Raw genomic sequence first — 15,761 nt, 5'->3', positions numbered from 1 at the left:
CGGCGTCTCGGGACCGTCAATAAAGAGGGGAGTGTCGGTTACGCGGCGGTACAGCAGGTCAGGGGGGCGGGTGGGTGTGGATTCCTAAACTGGAATGCACACCTCACGGGTCGCGCGGTGCGCTCCCCGCTCGGTAACGAGGTTCTTACAGAACCTCGCTTACATCGCGCCGCCCATACCGCCCATGCCGCCCATGCCGCCCATGCCGCCCATGCCACCGCCGCCCGGCGGCATCTCGTCGTCGCCGTCGTCGTCGCTGCCGCCGCCCTTGAGGTCGCCCGCGGCAATGACGTCGTCGATGCGGAGGATCATCACGGCCGCCTCGGTGGCGCTTTCGATGGCCTGCGTCTTGACGCGGAGCGGTTCGACGACGCCCTCGGCCTCCATGTCGATGACCTCGCCGCTGTACGCGTCGAGGCCGGCGGCGAACTCGCCACCGTCGTGCTTCGAGCGCAGATCGACGAGAGAGTCGATGGGGTCGAGACCGGCGTTCTCGGCGAGCGTCCGGGGGACGACGTCCAGCGCGTCGGCGAACGCCTCGATCGCGAGCTGCTCGCGACCGCCGACGGAGCCGGCGAAGTCGCGCAGTTCGAGCGACAGTTCCGTCTCGGGGGCCCCGCCGCCGGGCAGGACCTTGCCGTCTTCGAGCGTGGTGCGGACGACGCCCAGCGCGTCCTCGACCGCGCGCTCGACCTCGTCGACGACGTGTTCGGTGCCGCCACGGAGCACGAGTGTGACGCTCTTTGCGTCCTCGACGTCCTCGACGAACAGCCGCTCGTCGCCGCCGATGTCCTTCTGGCCGATCGAGCCGGCGAAGCCGATGTCGTCGGCGTCGAGGTCGTCGACGCTGCCGACGACCTTGCCGCCCGTCGACCGGGCGATGCGCTTGAGGTCGGAGTCCTTCACGCGGCGTGCGGCGATGATGCCCGCCTTCGCGAGGTAGTGCTGGGCCATGTCGTCGATGCCGTCACCGACGAAGACGGCGTCGACGTCGGCGTCGACGAGTTTGTCGACGAGCTCCTTCAGTTCCTTCTCCTCGCGGTCGAGGAACTGCTGGAGCTGGTCGGGGTCCGTGACGTTGACCTCGGCGTCGATCTCCGTCTCGCGCACTTCGAGCGCGCCGTCGATGACGGCGACGTTGGCGTCCTCGACCATGTAGGGCATGTTCTCGTCGACGCGCTCCTTGTCGACGACGACGCCCTCGATGAGCTCGGAGTTGTCGATCGAGCCGCCGACGACCTTCTCGACGCTGACGTTGTCCGTGTCGATGCTGTCCTCGTCGGCCACCGCCAGCACGGCGTCGACGACGAGCTCCGCGAGGAGGTCCTTCGCGCTCTCGGCACCCTTGCCCGTCATCGCCGTCGCGGCGATCTTCACCAGGGTCTCGCGGTCGTCCGCGGAGACGTCGATGGCGTTGTCTTCGAGGACCTCTTTGGCCTTCTCGGCGGCCTGTCGGAAGCCCTGCGCGATGGTGGTGGCGTGGACGTCCTGGTCGATGAGTTCCTCGGCCTGGTCGAGGAGTTCACCCGCGATGACGACCGCGGTCGTCGTGCCGTCGCCGACCTCGTCCTCTTGGGTCTCCGACACCTCGACGATCATGTTCGCCGCGGGGTGGTCGATGTCCATCTCCTTGAGGATGGTGACGCCGTCGTTCGTGACGACGACCCCACCCGAGGAGTCGACCAGCATCTTGTCCATCCCTTTCGGGCCGAGCGTCGTGCGTACGGACTCCGCGACGGCCTTGCCGGCCGTGATGTTCATCGACTGTGCGTCCTTCCCCTGTGTGCGCTGGGAGTCTTCGCCGAGAATGATCATCGGCTGTCCCTGCTGCATGCGCTGAGACATAAGTCACCCATGCGTTGTTTGCGATTCTATAAAAAAGTTCCGCTACGCGCATCGACGAATCGCCACACGAGGACGAGGTGTGACACGAGAATTGCTAACACGATACGGGGGTATTTATATTCGAGCGGCGGCGTGTTCGTCGCCGTCCCACCGCTCGAACCGCCCGCGGACGAGTCCGGGCACGTCCGGCGGACGGCCGGGTGTCAGCGACCCCGACGCGGTGGCGCGCCTCGTCGTGTGTGTGACGACCGTGTTCGGGCGTCGGCGTCGGACTCCCGCCGCAGAACCGCCCGGCGGCGGTTACGACCGAACGTCGAAGCCGCGGGTGAGTTCGTTGTGCTTGCGTTCGAGGAAGGAGTAGACCGCGCCGTGGGGTGCGCCGTCAAGGATCATCTTCGTCGCCCGGCGGACGGCCTCGACCTCCTCGGGTTGACCGATGATGCCGAGTGTCGAACCGTAGATGACGACCTCCGCACCGGTGAGTTCTTCCATGAGTTCGCGGGTGCGACCGTTCTCGCCGATGAGCCGCCCCTTCTGCCGCTGGAGGTCGTTCTTGTTCCGGGTCTGGTCCGCGAGGTCGATGAGTTCGAACATGCGCAGGTCGTCGTCGAGGAGCGACAGCGCCGCCTCGGGCTTGAACCCGCGACCGACGGCACGGACGATATCGGGTGCCACCATCCCCGCGACGGGGTCGCCGACGGTGTCGACGGCGACGCTCCCGCTCTCGGAGTCGATGTCGAGGCGGACCTCCGCGCGACGCTCGATCTCGCGCATGGTCTCACCGCCTTCACCGATGAGAACTCCGATGCGGTCCTGCGGCACCTTCACGTGCTGCATACCTGCGAGTATCCGACGGAGTGGTTTAAGCGTTCCTTCGTGCGACCGGTGCCGCCGGCGACGGTGTCGCGGACGCCGGCGGCGTCGTGAGTTCACTCCGGCGGACCGGTGGACGTGGACTGTTCGATCGTCCGACCTGTCCGGATCGGCCGCGCGGACAGTTGGTCGAGCAGCCACCGGTGGTCGTCGATCATCCCCGTCGAGACGACCCGGCCGTCGGCCACCTCGTGGACGAACGTCCAGTGCGCCTCCACGCGTCGTCCGGTCGGGTCGATGCCGTCGAACGGCTCCTCGTGCGTGCCGGTCATCGCCGCACGGACGACGACGCGGTCACCCTCGGCGACGACATCGCGGACCGTGACCCGGAGGTCGGGAAACGCCGTCCGGTACGACTCGACGAGCGCCAGGTACGCCCCGCGCCCCTCAACGTCGCGGCGCGCCCGCCGGAAGACGTGATCGGGGGCGACGAGCCGGCGTGCCAGGTCGGTCAGTCCCTCGCCCCAGAGCAGTTCCGCGTGGTCGACGCCGATCGAACGCCCCTCGTCGGCGCTTCGCAGGTCGGTCACGACCGGCGTCGCCGGCGTCCGCGGCACCGGGACGTCGTCGGTCCCCTCGACCGTCTCGAGCGCCATCTCGAAGCCGGCGTCGTCGACGTCCATCCAGGCCTCGGCGATAGCGGGCGAACCCCCCTCATCCGTCGTCACGCGGGCGATCTGGACCCCCAGAACCGAGACCACCTCGTCCGTCGGGTCGACGCCGAACAGTCGCCCGACGTGCCGGCCGTGGCCCTTCCATACGAGCGCGACCCGGTCGCGCTCGGCGACGTCCGCGAGGATCTGCACCGAGAGACCGTCGAGCGCCGCGCGGAACCGCGCGACGTACGCCTCGTACGCCCGCGGCCCCTGGCCACCGTCGGGGCCGGCCGCGTGCAACTCGAAGTCGTCGGCGAGGTAGACGCCGGCCACGGGACTGTCGGTGTTCCAGACCGCGTCGACGGTGCCGCGGACGAGTCGACGGTTCCGTTCCACGTCGAGGAACCGGTCGGCGGCGTCCCGTCCCGCCCGTTCCAGTTCGGCGACGAACCCGGGTCGACAGTCGAGCTTCGAGGCCGTGCTCAGCGCCCGCGGCGGGTCCAGACGCGCTTCGTCGAGCCCGACCGTCCGCACCGCCACCCGGCGGTACCGCCTCGACAGGGAGCCGTCCGCGACCCACTCGTTCACCTGCCGGATGAACGAGAGCTCCTGGTTGACCGAGAGGTTGCCGCCGAGTTCGTTCCGCCGGTTGTCGATCGACTCGAGCGTGGTCGGGACATCGTCGCGCCGCTGTGGGTTGATCCGGACGAGCCAGATCTCCTCGGGCTTTCGCTCCGTCGGAACGCCCGCCAGCAGGTCGTGCACGGGCGGGTTCTGCGAGAACAGTCCGTCCCAGTACTGCCTGGGCTCGCCCTCCTGGTCGACCGTTACGGCCCTGAACAGCGTCGGGATCGCCGCCGACGCGAGCACCGCGTCGATCGTCACGTCGCGCTCGGTGAACGTCCGGAACGTCCCCCGGGTGACGTCGACGGCACCGATGTGGAGCGCCGGACCCGTCCACGACTCCCGCTGTGCGTCGACGACCCGTTCGAGCGCCTCCGGCGGCACCGCCCGTTCGAGCGCCTCCCGGAGGTACCGCTCGGTCCACGTCGACACGCCGGAGGCGTACGGGCTGTGTTGGGGGACCGGCGCGCCGTTGTCCTGGGCGCGCGTCAGCCAGACGCCCATCCGGTTCGCCGCGGCGACCGCCGGATCGCTCGCCTCGATGTCCCGCCACACCTGGTCGATGAGCTCCCGTGCCCGTTCACGTCCCGCCGCCTCGCCGGCGGCGCCTGCGAGCCCGTACCACGCGAGAAACGCACAGATGCCGCCGCCGGACGTGCCGGTCAGCGCGACGATCTCGTGGGACGGGTCCGGGTCGGCGAGCAGACGGTCGAGGACGCCCGCGGTAAAGGCCGTGTGGCTCCCGCCGCCCTGACAGGCGATCGCGACGCGTCTGCGTGTGTCCTCGCTCATGTCGATCGTCTAAGACGGTCAGCGAAATAGCCCTAGTTGCGCGTCGGTCCGACAGTCAGCGGTGCTGGACTGTCGGGGTCGTCGCTGACTGCGACCGGTCCAAGACGGAGCCGGCGACAGGTTACGTCTCGGTGCTCGTCACGTAGTCGTAGAGGTCGTCGGGGTCGGTGTCGAGCCCTTGCCGGGTGAAGAAACTCGCCACGTTCCGGCAGTCGCGCCTGAGGAACTCGTCGGCGTTGCGGTGGTGGACCGTCACCGCCTGGCCGAGGTCGATCACCACGAGTTCGCCGTCGTGGACGATGAGGTTGTACTCCGAGAGGTCGCCGTGGACGAGCCCCGCGCCGTGTAGTCGTCGCATGTACTCGCGGACCACCTCGTACGCCGTCTCGGGGTTCTCGACCGTGACCTCCGCGAGCCGCCGGGCCCGCTCTTCGACGAGCCCGACGAGCTCCATCACGAGGACGTTCCGCTCGACGGCGATCGGCTCTGGCACGCGGACGCCCGCCGCGCGTGCGCGTTCGAGGTTCGCGAACTCCTTGCGCGTCCACGCCAGCACGATCTTGCCCTTGTCGTTTCCGATCCCCTCGAAGCGCGGGTCCCCGTCGAGGTACTCGCGCATGTGCTGGAAGTCCGAGGCGTTGATCCGGTAGATCTTCACGGCGATGTCGCCGTCTGCTCCCAGTGCTTCGTAGACGTTCGCTTCCTTTCCTGTAGAGATGGGCCCGCCGAACGCCTCGACGTGTCCGTCCTGGACGAGCTTGTAGATGGCCGCGAAGGTCGCGTCGTCGAACACCGACTGTTCGACCTTGAACTGGTCGGCGTCCTTCAGCCGTTTGCGGAACTCGTCGAACTTCCGATCCCGTTTGCGGGCGATGCGGTCGGCGTCCGTGTCGGAGACGTCGATCTCCTCCCACTCGTCGCCGAATCCCTCTCCCTCGCCCTCCTCGGGTTCGATCAGGCCGAACTCCTCTGTCATCTAGCCTTGGGGTACGTAGTGGTGGGTCAAAAGGGTGGGTATCCGTGTCAGGGAGCGATGAGTCGGTCGGGCTGCCGAACTGGTTCCGTGGCAGCCGGAGAGGGTGGCGAGAGACGATGGGTGCGAGGACGTGACGAACGGGACGACGAGCAGTGCCCGGTTCGCGGTCTGTCACCCGCTCCTTAGCCGATTCGGACATGTACTCGGTGGACCGGAACCGAGACGACCGTGCGGTCACCGGTGCACGGCCTGACGACCCCGGACAGCGAACACGAACGCGACCGCCACCATCGTCACAACCGCGAACACAGACGTGAGCGTCACGACTGGAGGGGCCTCGGAACGAGTCCAGCCGCGGCTCGGCACTCCGTGTGGACGCCGTCGAAAATTCCGTCGTTCAGGCGATGTGGCCTTCTTCGCGCAACTGGTCGGCCTCGCTCTTCTCGTAGCGCCAGGTGATGTCCCCCTTCTCGTCCTGCCAGTCCCACGGCTCGACGAGCACGACGTCGTCCTCGCGGATCCAGATGCGCTTTTGCATCCGTCCCGGGATCCGGGCCGTGCGCTCGACGCCGTCCGCACAGCGGACCGTCACCCGGTTAGCACCGAGCATGTCGGTCACGACGGCGAACACCTCGTCGTCGTCGGGCATGCGGAGATCGCGTCGCGTCTCCTCTCCGTCTTTCGCCATATTCGAGCGTTAGTCAGCATCCGGTTTAAAACCGCCGTTCGTCCGGAAAGAGCCGCCTCCGCTGCGCACACGGCCGCTCGACCGCGCTCGAGGGCTCTTTTTTGCGCGCCACGATCGCCGACCCGTTCGGTACGCCGGGTCCGTGTCGTCGCGGCTCGTCAGAGCAGCTCGCGCCCGGGCGCGATCAGCTCGTCGAGGTACGTCGCCAACGCGCCCTTCGCGTCCGCCGGGTGGAGTTCGCCCGATTCGAGGTCCGCCTCCAGGTCGGCGTAACTCGCGTACTCGAGGTCGCCGCCGTACTTCTCGGGCCGCTCGACGACCACCTCGTCGAATCGGGGGAAGACGTGGTACTGGAAGATCTGCAGGACGGGGTTCTCGCGCTCGTTGCCGTCGGAATCGGGGTCTGGGTCGGCATTCGGCGGGCAGAACGCGCTGTTGACTTTTTCGACCAGTTCCTCGGCGGCGTCCTCCATCGAGATGGTCACTCCTTCCGAGGAGGACATCTTGCCGACGCCCGTCGTGAGGTCGGCGAGGATCGGCGTGTGGAGCGCCGGCCGGGCCTCGTACCCCACGGAGGGGAGCTCCTCGCGGGCGAGCATGTGCACCTTCCGCTGATCGAGGCCGCCGACGGCGAGGTCCAAGTCGAGGTACTCGATGTCGAGCGCCTGCATCAGCGGGTAGACCATCTGCGACACCTTCGCGTGCTCGCCGCGCTGGATCTCGGCCATCGCCCGCTGGGCGCGCGCGACCGTGGTTTCGAGTTCCAGCGCGTGCAGATCGAGGACGTACTCCTCGTCGAGCTGGTACTCCGAGCCGAGGACGAACTCCGTCCGCGACTCGTCGAGGCCGTAGGCGACGAACTGCGCTTTCATCCGCTCGGCGGTCTCGCGGATCTCGTCGAACGTGCCCTTGTCGTTGAGGTACGCGTGGACGTCGGCGAGCAGGATCACGACCTCGAACCCGGCCTCCTGGAGGTCGATCAGCTTGTTCGCCGTGAGCATGTGCCCGATGTGAAGGACGCCGGACGGCTCGTACCCGACGTACGCCCGCCTGCCCTCGGGATCCTCGCTCAGCGCGCGTACCTCCTCCTCGGTGACCACCTCGGACGTGTTCCGGGTGATCCGCTCGTAGGCGTCCATACGCGTGGGGAATCGACGATGCGGCATATGACTTCTGGAAGCCGTTTCGGCCGACGCCGAACCGGCGAGCCCCGGCTCCGACCGACAGCCTGATTCGCACTGGCTCGATACCTCCGGACGAGACGATGGCTTCCCTCCGCTCCCCGGTCGTCCTGTTCGTCGGCTTCCTCGTCTTCGTCACGGTGCCGCTCGTCGCGATGTGGGTGGCGGTCGGCGACCTCGCGCTCCTCGCACGGCTCGCCGGCTTCGTGCTGTACTTCCTCGTCGCGCACGTCGTCCTCCCCGCCTGGGTCTACCTCGACGCCCGGTCGGCCGGCGACGACTACGCGGTCGCCTGGACCGTCGTCAGCTTCCTCGTCCCGCTCGTCGGCGCGCTGGTGTATCTGCTCTTGGTCCGTGGGCGGCGCGACGCGACCTCGAGCGGATGACTCCCGCGCTCGCCGGTGCCACGGCGAGGTCGCTGCGGGCGACGCCCCCGGCGATCACATCACTCCCGGCTGTCGGCGCGTGACTCCGCTCTGTGCTCGGAGATGATCTGGTCGACCATGCTCTCTTTCTGCTGTTTACGCCGTTGTTCCGCCCGCCGTTCCCAGTCCTCGATGGCCGCCTGCACCTCCGACTCGCGGGCGACGGCGAGTTCGTCCACCTCCTGGACGGTGACGCCGTCGACGGGCGCGACGGGGATCCCGTGGTCGAACAGCACCCGGTCGGCCACGTCCGAGAGCCCGCCGCGGCGGAGGACGACGCGCGGGTCGAGTTCGGCGAGTCGCTCGGCCGTCGACCGCCCCGCACCGGAGGCGTCTCTCAGGTAGACCACGTCGCCCGCGGCGATGCCGTACGCCTCGACGGTGCGGTCGATGGCGTCGCGGGTGAACTGTTCGACCACCTTCACCGGGACGAGGTTCTTCTCGGTGTTGACGTCCGCGAAGTTCGAGTGGTCGAGCTTCCACAGCGCCTTCAGCCGTTCGAGCTTGCTGTCGAGTTCCTCGCTCCGCTCGCGCTCCTTCGACAGTTCGCGTTCGAGCCGGCTCTTCTCGCGCTCCAGCCGGGAGACCTCCTGGCGCTCCCGCGCCTTCCGTCGCTCTTCCCGCCGCGCCTCGGACAGTTCCTCGCGGTACTCCTCGATCGTCTCCTCCTTCTCGGCGACCGTCGATTCGAGGTCGTCGACGACCGACGCTAACCGCTGGGCCCGGTCGCGCAGTCGGCGGATCTCTTTTTCCTCCTCCGTGAGTTCGCGCTCCTCGTGTTGGTGCTGTTCTTCCTCCTCACCCTCGTCGTCGGAGAGGTCCCGCAGGACGCTCTCGACCGACTCCTCGTTCGTCAACACCCGCGAGATGACCGTCCCGCGGTCGACGTTCGGCGGCACCTTCCGGGAGATCCGCTCGAACTGCTCCGTGTGGGCGTCGAACGCGAACAGCGCCGCCGCCAGCGCGTCGCGCTCGTGGTCGTTGTCGTACTCGACCGCTCTCGTGCGGTGGAGTTTCTCGTCGACCGGCAGGTCCTTCGCGGGGGTCCACCCCGCGGCGTCGAAGCTCCGCCTGAACTTTTCTACCGTTTCGGGCATCGGCGTCACGTCCGCGGCCACCACGAGGGGCCGGCCGCGTTCGATCAGCCACTCGATGACGCCCGCGGTGTCTTCGGTCCGAGTGGAGAAGACGTCGAAGACGGAGCCGTCAAGCCCCACGACCGCCGCCGCCGTGGTCGTCCCGGGGTCGATGCCGACGATGACGTGGTCGCGGCGTTTGACCAGGGGCTCGAACTCGATGCCGTCGCGACGCTGTCGCTCGATCTCGACCCGCGTGTCGCCCGACCGTCGCGCGGAGACGGGGATCGACTCGGGCGGGGCCTCGACGGTGAAGACGGCGTTGGCGTAGCCGCCGTACTTCTCCGTGACGTCGCGTTCGTACGCCAGTCCGGCCTCCTTCAGCTTGGACTCGACCTGCCTGGCCGTCCGTTTCACCGAGCCGTGGATGCGCCGCGTGTAGCGGTCGGCGCTCCAGCCACCCTTGCCCGTCGACCGACCCCGCGACACCTTCACCGTCGTGGTGTTCTCGAACGCCGATACCTCGTAGCCGACGTTCGCGGCGGCGAGCCTGGCGGCGGCTTCGGCCTCCTTCATCGGCTTCTTGCCGTAGGGGACGCCGTGTCGCGACGCCACCCGCGACAGGGGTTCGGGCCGTTCGTCGCCCGTCACCTGCACCAGCGTGGTCTCGGCGGGGAGCGATCGCAGAAACCCCACCAGTTCGTCCTTGTCGGCCGCGAGCTCGTACATGTTGTCGGTGGCGACGATTGCCGGGTTCTCCCGGTCGATGAGCCGCCGGAGCTTGCGGTGCGACACGACATCGCGGTCGACCCGTTCGCCGTCGAAGGCGACGACAGCGTACGACGGCGCGTCCCCGCGGACGTCGCCGCTCTGGATGTCGACGCCGAACACGAGCGAGTCGAGCGCGCTCGTCCGGTCGTTCACACGCTCGGTAAGAGCGGTGCGGATATATACTCCACGCCGAGAGCGTCCGTCGGACCGTGACCGTCCCCGGACCAAAGTTATTCACGTGTGGAATTCGAAGCTTTGGGCAACCACGGTGACCGTTCGTATGAAAACCTGTTCCCGCGCGCGGTGTGTCTGTCCCGACACCGACCTGATGGACACCCTAGCGAGCAAGTACACGATGCAGTTGCTCTGTATCGTCGACGCCCACGGCACGGCCCGGTTTTCGGAGTTCGAGGCACACCTCCCCGAGGCGAGCACGTCGACGCTGTCGACCCGGCTGGGAGCGCTCGTCGACGCGGGCATGCTCGAACGGACGCAGTACGACGAGGTTCCACCCCGTGTGGAGTACGAACTCACCCGCGACGGCCGCGGCCTCGCACGCCGCGCCCGCTCGTTGCTCTCGTGGGTCGACCGCAACGGCTGAGTGCAGTTCGTCCGCTCAGCGGAGCGTCCCCGACCCGACGGGGACGACGCGGCCGCCGACCTCGACGTCGATCCCGTCGTCCGCGTCGGTGGTGGTGTGCGCGTCGAGAAACAGCAGCGACGGCCGCCCCAGTTCGTACCCCTGTTCGACGCGAGCCGAGACGGTCGCGTCGGCGTGGTGTCGCGCGAGGTAAGCCGCCAGACAACCGTTCGAGCTCCCCGTGGCGGGATCCTCGGGCACCCCGTAGTACGGCGCGAACACCCGAACAGCGAGGTCGTTTCGCGTCTCGCGCGGGTCGAAACAGAACGCGAGGACGTTCTTCGCCTCGCGATCGGCGACGAACGCGTCGTACGCCGCGGGGTCGACCTCGATCCCGGTCAGCGCCTCGCGGTCGCGGACGGGGACGACGACCGTCGGCAGGCCCGTCGAGACGGCCTGCACCGGAAGAGCGCGGTCCAGTGCGTCGACCGGGAGTCCGAGCACCGCGGCCGCGCGCTCGTGACTCCGTCGCTCGCCGAACGTCGGAGTCGGCTGTCGCATCCAGAGCGTCTCCGTCCCGTCGGTCGTCCGGACGTCGACTGGGACCTCGCCGACGGGAAGCTCGAGTACCACCTCGTCGACGGCCCCGTTGAGGTCGTCCCCAGCGCGCTCGCGGACGACCCACGCCGTCCCGAGTGTCGGATGGCCCGCGAACGGGATCTCCTCCCGCGGCGTGAAGATCCGCGTGTGGTACGGCTCCCCGTCCAGGGAGACGAACGTCGTCTCGGAGAAGTCGAACTCGGCGGCGAGCGCTCCCATCCGGTCGTCGGTCAGGGAGTGAGGGGTTTCGACGACGGCGAGCTGATTGCCGGCGTATCGTTCGGTGGCGAACACGTCGACCAGGTGGAATCGGTTGGAGGGCACGACTCCGACGGAGGGTCGACCGGGACAAAAACGTTGCTGAGCCGTGGGCTCACTCCTCGGGGAACGGCACATCGAGTTCGAGGCCGTCGTGGGCGACGACCGACTCGCCGTCGAACGCTGCGGCGGCCTCGCTCGCGATGGCGGAGGCGTCGCCCGCGTAGCGCGAGGAGACGTGCGTCAGCGCGAGCCGTTTTACCCCTGCTCGCCTGGCGAGGTTCCCCGCCTCCCGTGCGGTCGTGTGTCCGGTCGACTGCGCGCGGTCGGCCTCGTCGCTCGCGAACGTCGCCTCGTGGATCAGCAGGTCCGCGTCCCGGGCGATCTCCTCGGTTGCCCACACCGGCCGCGTGTCGCCCGTGTACACCAGACGCCGGCCCGGTCGTGGCTCGCCGACGACCTGCTCGGGGTGGACGACCCGGCCGTCGTCGAGTTCCACCGGTTCGCCGTCGTGCAGTCGGCCGAACTTCGGCCCGACGGGCACGCCGAGTTCCTCGGCGCGGGCGCGGTCGAACCGGCCCCGGCGGTCGTCTTCCACCAGGGCCCACCCCACCGACCGCGTACGGTGTTCGGTCTCGAACGCGCGGACCTCGAACTCGTCGCCGTCAAGCGCGACGCTGCCGGGCGACACCTCGTTGACCCGGATGGGAAAGCCCGGCTGGTGGCCGCCCGCGTGGAGGAGCGACTCGATGTGCCGGCGTGAGCCGGGCGGGGCGTGGATCGCGAGCGGGTCGCTCCGGTCGTTGAAGTCCCACGTCTGGACCAGCCCGGGGATCCCGAGGACGTGGTCGCCGTGGAGGTGCGTGACGAACAGGTGCGAGACCGAGAACCCGGTGCCGAACCGCATCATCTGCCGCTGTGTGCCCTCGCCGCAGTCGAAGAGATACCGCTCGCCCTCGCGGTGACACATCAGCGCGGAGGGCGCGCGCTCGGCCGTCGGCATGGCCGCGCTGGTCCCGAGGAACGTCACGCTCATCGACATGCGTGGTCGTCGTCCGGGTGGCCGTAAACGGTTGTCGAATCGACGACGCCCCGTTTCTCGCTCGGCCTCATCCCGTCGCCCACCGTTCGACGCGTTCGGCCCGCCCACACCGAGCGCCAACGCTTTTCGCGCCGGCCACCACGGTCTCGTATGCGCCGACTCCCCGCCCGCAGCCGCGCGACTGGTGTCGCCTCGTTGCTCGTCCTCGGCGTGGCTCTCACCGCGCTGTTTCTCGGTATGGACTGGTTCTGGGTGGTGTTCGTCGTCGGCTTCGCCGTCGTCGTCCCGCTCGTGAGCGCGCTCGTCGGTGCGGACGAACGCCATGCGGAGCCGTCGGGCGAGTCCCGTTCGGCGTCGACGGCGGCCGATCCCGACGATCCGCTCGCGACGCTCAGGGGACGGTACGCCCGCGGTGAACTCACCGAGGAGCAGTTCGAGCGGAAGCTGGAGGCGCTGCTGGAGACCGAGACGCTGGAGGCCGCCGAGGACCGCGCCCGGCGTCGCGACGCCGACCGCGATCGTGAGTCCGACACGGAGTACGAGATCGAATAACGACGGGCTGGCGACCGACCCATTCTTACTCCCTGGCCGACACACACAGGCTATGGACGCGCCGCTCTGGACGGAGACGCACGCGCCGGCGCTGTCGGACCTCCCACAGCCGGAGGTCCGCGACCGACTCCGGCGGACGGTCGACGAACCGATGAACCTCGTCCTCCAGGGTCCCGTGGGGGTCGGCAAGACCGCCGCCGTCAGGGCCCTCGCGCGGGAAGCCCACGACGACCCCGACGCGGATCTCGTCGAGATCAACGTCGCGGACTTCTTCGGCCGGTCGAAGAAGCAGATCGCCGACGACCCACGATTCGCGCATCTGGTCGACCGGAGCATGTCGAAGCGGGAGATGGTCAAACACGTCTTCAGCGAGGCCGCGAGCTACGCGCCCATCGCAGGCGACTACAAGACGATCCTCTTCGACAACGCCGAGACCGTCCGCAAGGACTTCCAGCAGGCCCTCCGGCGGGTGATGGAACGGCACCACCGGACCACGCAGTTCGTCATCGCCACCCGCCAGCCCTCCCGGTTGATCCCGCCGATCCGGTCGCGGTGTTTCGTCGTGCCGGTCCGGAAGCCGACGACCGACGAACTCCGCGACGTCCTGGTGGAGATCGTCAAGCGCGAGGGCGTCGACTACGACGACGCCGGCGTCGAGTTCGTCGCCGGCTACGCCGACGGGAACGTCCGCCGCGCGATCCTGAGCGCGCAGGCGACGGCGACCGCGGAGGGCGAGGTCACGATGGACGCCGCCCACCGGACGATCAAGGACGTCGGCCACGACGACCAGCTCAAGTCGGTGCTCGCCGACGCGCGCGCCGGCGACTACCGCGACGCCCGGAAGACGCTGGGGACGCTTCTCGACGACGAGGGGTACGAGGGCGGCGACCTCCTGCGGGCCCTGTTGCGGGTGGCCCGCCGGAGCGACCTCGGGAACGACGACCTCGCGCGCCTCCACCGCGTCGCCGGCGCGGTCGACCTCGACATCGCCACCGGCACCGACGACCGACTCCACCTGACGCATCTCCTCACCGCGTGGGGAGAGGAGGCCCACGCGTGAACTTCGCACCCGGCGTCCGCAAGTGGGCGCTTCCCCTCCTGGTCGGGGCGGTCGTCGCCGTCTTCGTCGTCCCGCCGCTCGCGGTCGTCCTCCTGGGGCTGGGACTGTTCGCCCTCTGGAACTTCCGCGACCCCGAGCGGCACCCCCCGATGGAGGGGATCGTCGCCCCCGCAGACGGCGAGGTCTCCGTCGTCCGCGAGGAGGGCGACCAGTTCCGCGTCGGCGTCTACATGAACCCCCTCGACGTCCACGTCGTCCGCGCGCCGAAGAAGGGCTACGTCGACGGCGTCGAACACTCGCCGGGCGCGAACAGGCCGGCGTTCTCGAAGGAGTCGGAGAACAACGAACGGGTCGACGTCGACTTCGGCCTCTTCGAGATCTCGCTCATCGCGGGCTGGTTCGCCCGCCGGATCGTCCCGTACGTCCACGACGGCGACTCGGTCGCCAAGGGCGACCGCCTCGGCCACATCGCCTTCGGCTCCCGCGTGGACGTCCTCCTGCCCCCGTCGATCGACCGCGAGCACCTCCTCGCCAGGGAGGGCGACACCGTCCGTGCCGGCGAGACCGTGATCGCCGAGGTGCCGGACGACGACGACGTCTGACCGGCCGGCCGCGCCGAGCGTGGAACGGCCCCGGACGCGGATCCGCCGCGCTATCACGGCGCGCTCTGGATGAGAGCGAGCAGGCCGAAGACGACGACGCCGAGGATGATGCTCACGACGACGTGGATGAGCGTGAGGTACGCCGTGACCCGGGTCGACGCGCGGTAGAGGTAGCGGAAGACGCCGAAGTCGGCCGCGAGCGCGAGCGGGACCGCGAGCGCGGCGGGCCACTGGAGGGCGACGAAGACGAAGCTGATCGCCGGGACGACCGGTCCGACGGCGAGGGCTTTCTTCACCTCAACGTCGCCGAGGACGTTACGCGCGGCGATGTGCGCCGTCACGGTGAAGAAGAGTGCGAAGAGCGCGAAGGTGCCGGCCACCTGCGCCGCGCTCCCCGACGGCACGTTCTGGAGGACGACCATACCGGAGCGACGGACGTGGAGGCCTTATGTCCGACTATCTTCGGTCGTCGACCGGGGAGACGAGAGGAGAGACCGGAGAGGATGGGCCGCGGAGAGCGCTGAGGGGACGCGGCGGAGCGAGCGCCGAGGTCAGCCGTCGAGGAGCCCGAGTTCGTCGAGCCGCGAGACGATGTTGTCGACCGCCTCCTCGGCGTCGGAGGGGTGTTTCCCGCCGGTGATGACGAGTTTGCCGGAGCCGAACAGCAGCGCGACGACGCTCGGATCGGAGATGCGGTAGACGAGCCCGGGGAACTGTTCGGGTTCGTACTCGATGTTCTCCAACCCGAGGCCGATGGCGATGGCGTTGAGGTTGAGGTTCACGCCGAGGTCGGCGGAGGTGACGATGTTCTGGACGGTGATCTCGGGGTCCTCGTCGACCTTGATCTCGAGTTCGCGGAGCTTCTCGAAGACGATGTGGAGGCTCTCGTGGACGGCGTCGGTGCTCTTGGCCCCGGTGCAGACGATCTTGCCCGAGCGGAAGATGAGCGCGGCGGACTTCGGGTTCTGGGTCCGATAGACGAGGCCGGGAAACTGCTCGGGGTCGTAGTCGGCGCCTTCGAGGTCCATCGCGACGCTCTGGAGGTCGAGTTCCTGCCCGATCCCCGTCGACGCGACCACGTTCTCGATGTTTATCGTTTCCTTGGGGTCCGTCATATATCGAGTTGAGACTCGTATTTAAGATTTATAAAGGTTGGTGCAGGGGTTGACACGACGAAACGAAGGGATCGACACGCTCTTTCGCCGCCGGCGTCGAGTCGC

General features: G+C 68.6%; 16 protein-coding genes. 5 read left to right on the top strand and 11 right to left on the bottom strand.

What is annotated here, in order from left to right; genetic code table 11:
* Positions 1-159 precede the first annotated feature (159 nt).
* From thsA to NKJ07_RS16335, 6 genes are all read right to left on the bottom strand, one after another.
* Entirely contained in the window at positions 160-1,815 is a 1,656-nt protein-coding gene (gene thsA / locus NKJ07_RS16360) for a thermosome subunit alpha (protein ID WP_318570478.1), read from the bottom strand.
* 330 nt (positions 1,816-2,145) lie between these two features.
* Positions 2,146-2,682: a KH domain-containing protein gene (locus NKJ07_RS16355; RefSeq protein ID WP_318567856.1), complete on the bottom strand. Its 537-nt coding sequence runs from the start codon at positions 2,680-2,682 to the stop codon at positions 2,146-2,148.
* Positions 2,683-2,774: 92 nt separating this feature from the next.
* Entirely contained in the window at positions 2,775-4,730 is a 1,956-nt protein-coding gene (locus NKJ07_RS16350) for an ester cyclase (RefSeq protein WP_318567855.1), read from the bottom strand.
* A 121-nt stretch (positions 4,731-4,851) separates the two neighbouring features.
* Positions 4,852-5,706, bottom strand: a complete 855-nt coding sequence (gene rio1 / locus NKJ07_RS16345) for a serine/threonine-protein kinase Rio1 (RefSeq protein ID WP_318567854.1) — start codon at positions 5,704-5,706, stop codon at positions 4,852-4,854.
* Positions 5,707-6,103: 397 nt separating this feature from the next.
* Positions 6,104-6,394 carry a translation initiation factor eIF-1A gene (gene eif1A, locus NKJ07_RS16340; protein ID WP_318567853.1) on the bottom strand — a complete coding sequence of 97 codons (291 nt, stop codon included), beginning with the start codon at positions 6,392-6,394 and terminating at the stop codon, positions 6,104-6,106.
* 158 nt (positions 6,395-6,552) lie between these two features.
* Positions 6,553-7,533 (bottom strand): tyrosine--tRNA ligase, encoded by a 981-nt coding sequence (locus tag NKJ07_RS16335; protein ID WP_318567852.1) that lies wholly within the window; start codon positions 7,531-7,533, stop codon positions 6,553-6,555.
* 125 nt (positions 7,534-7,658) lie between these two features.
* Between NKJ07_RS16335 and NKJ07_RS16330 the strand changes: the two genes are divergently transcribed.
* On the top strand, positions 7,659-7,961 hold the full coding sequence (locus NKJ07_RS16330) for a PLDc N-terminal domain-containing protein (protein WP_318567851.1): 303 nt from the start codon (positions 7,659-7,661) through the stop codon (positions 7,959-7,961).
* 59 nt (positions 7,962-8,020) lie between these two features.
* Here NKJ07_RS16330 and NKJ07_RS16325 read toward each other — a convergent pair whose 3' ends face one another.
* On the bottom strand, positions 8,021-10,000 hold the full coding sequence (locus NKJ07_RS16325) for a DUF460 domain-containing protein (protein ID WP_318567850.1): 1,980 nt from the start codon (positions 9,998-10,000) through the stop codon (positions 8,021-8,023).
* 127 nt (positions 10,001-10,127) lie between these two features.
* Here NKJ07_RS16325 and NKJ07_RS16320 point away from each other — a divergent pair, with 127 nt between their 5' ends.
* On the top strand, positions 10,128-10,448 hold the full coding sequence (locus NKJ07_RS16320) for a winged helix-turn-helix transcriptional regulator (RefSeq protein ID WP_318567849.1): 321 nt from the start codon (positions 10,128-10,130) through the stop codon (positions 10,446-10,448).
* A 15-nt stretch (positions 10,449-10,463) separates the two neighbouring features.
* On the opposite strand, the gene NKJ07_RS16315 is transcribed toward NKJ07_RS16320, so the two are convergent.
* Entirely contained in the window at positions 10,464-11,351 is an 888-nt protein-coding gene (locus NKJ07_RS16315) for a PhzF family phenazine biosynthesis protein (RefSeq protein ID WP_318567848.1), read from the bottom strand.
* Between the two features lie 49 nt (positions 11,352-11,400).
* Entirely contained in the window at positions 11,401-12,321 is a 921-nt protein-coding gene (gene rnz / locus NKJ07_RS16310) for a ribonuclease Z (RefSeq protein WP_318570477.1), read from the bottom strand.
* Positions 12,322-12,477: 156 nt separating this feature from the next.
* Here rnz and NKJ07_RS16305 point away from each other — a divergent pair, with 156 nt between their 5' ends.
* Genes NKJ07_RS16305 through NKJ07_RS16295 form a run of 3 tightly spaced genes read left to right on the top strand, consistent with a single transcriptional unit; the run spans position 12,478 to position 14,541 of the window.
* On the top strand, positions 12,478-12,879 hold the full coding sequence (locus tag NKJ07_RS16305) for an SHOCT domain-containing protein (protein ID WP_318567847.1): 402 nt from the start codon (positions 12,478-12,480) through the stop codon (positions 12,877-12,879).
* 52 nt (positions 12,880-12,931) lie between these two features.
* Positions 12,932-13,939 (top strand): AAA family ATPase, encoded by a 1,008-nt coding sequence (locus NKJ07_RS16300; RefSeq protein ID WP_318567846.1) that lies wholly within the window; start codon positions 12,932-12,934, stop codon positions 13,937-13,939.
* Positions 13,936-14,541, top strand: a complete 606-nt coding sequence (locus NKJ07_RS16295) for a protein sorting system archaetidylserine decarboxylase (protein ID WP_318567845.1) — start codon at positions 13,936-13,938, stop codon at positions 14,539-14,541. The genes NKJ07_RS16300 and NKJ07_RS16295 overlap by 4 nt, the downstream gene beginning before the upstream one ends.
* 53 nt (positions 14,542-14,594) lie before the next feature.
* Here the strand turns inward: NKJ07_RS16295 and NKJ07_RS16290 are convergent, their stop codons facing one another.
* Together NKJ07_RS16290 and NKJ07_RS16285 are read right to left on the bottom strand one after the other, a co-directional pair.
* The gene (locus NKJ07_RS16290) at positions 14,595-14,963 is read right to left on the bottom strand and encodes a DUF7473 family protein (protein ID WP_318567844.1); all 369 of its coding nucleotides are present in this window, start codon (positions 14,961-14,963) and stop codon (positions 14,595-14,597) included.
* A 129-nt stretch (positions 14,964-15,092) separates the two neighbouring features.
* Positions 15,093-15,656: a TATA-box-binding protein gene (locus tag NKJ07_RS16285; RefSeq protein ID WP_318567843.1), complete on the bottom strand. Its 564-nt coding sequence runs from the start codon at positions 15,654-15,656 to the stop codon at positions 15,093-15,095.
* Positions 15,657-15,761: the final 105 nt, after the last annotated feature.

It is taken from the genome of Salinigranum marinum (assembly GCF_024228675.1).
GTDB classification, from domain to species: domain Archaea; phylum Halobacteriota; class Halobacteria; order Halobacteriales; family Haloferacaceae; genus Salinigranum; species Salinigranum marinum.
Note: the sequence above shows the minus strand (reverse complement) of the source record. Positions and strands in the feature narration are given on the sequence as shown.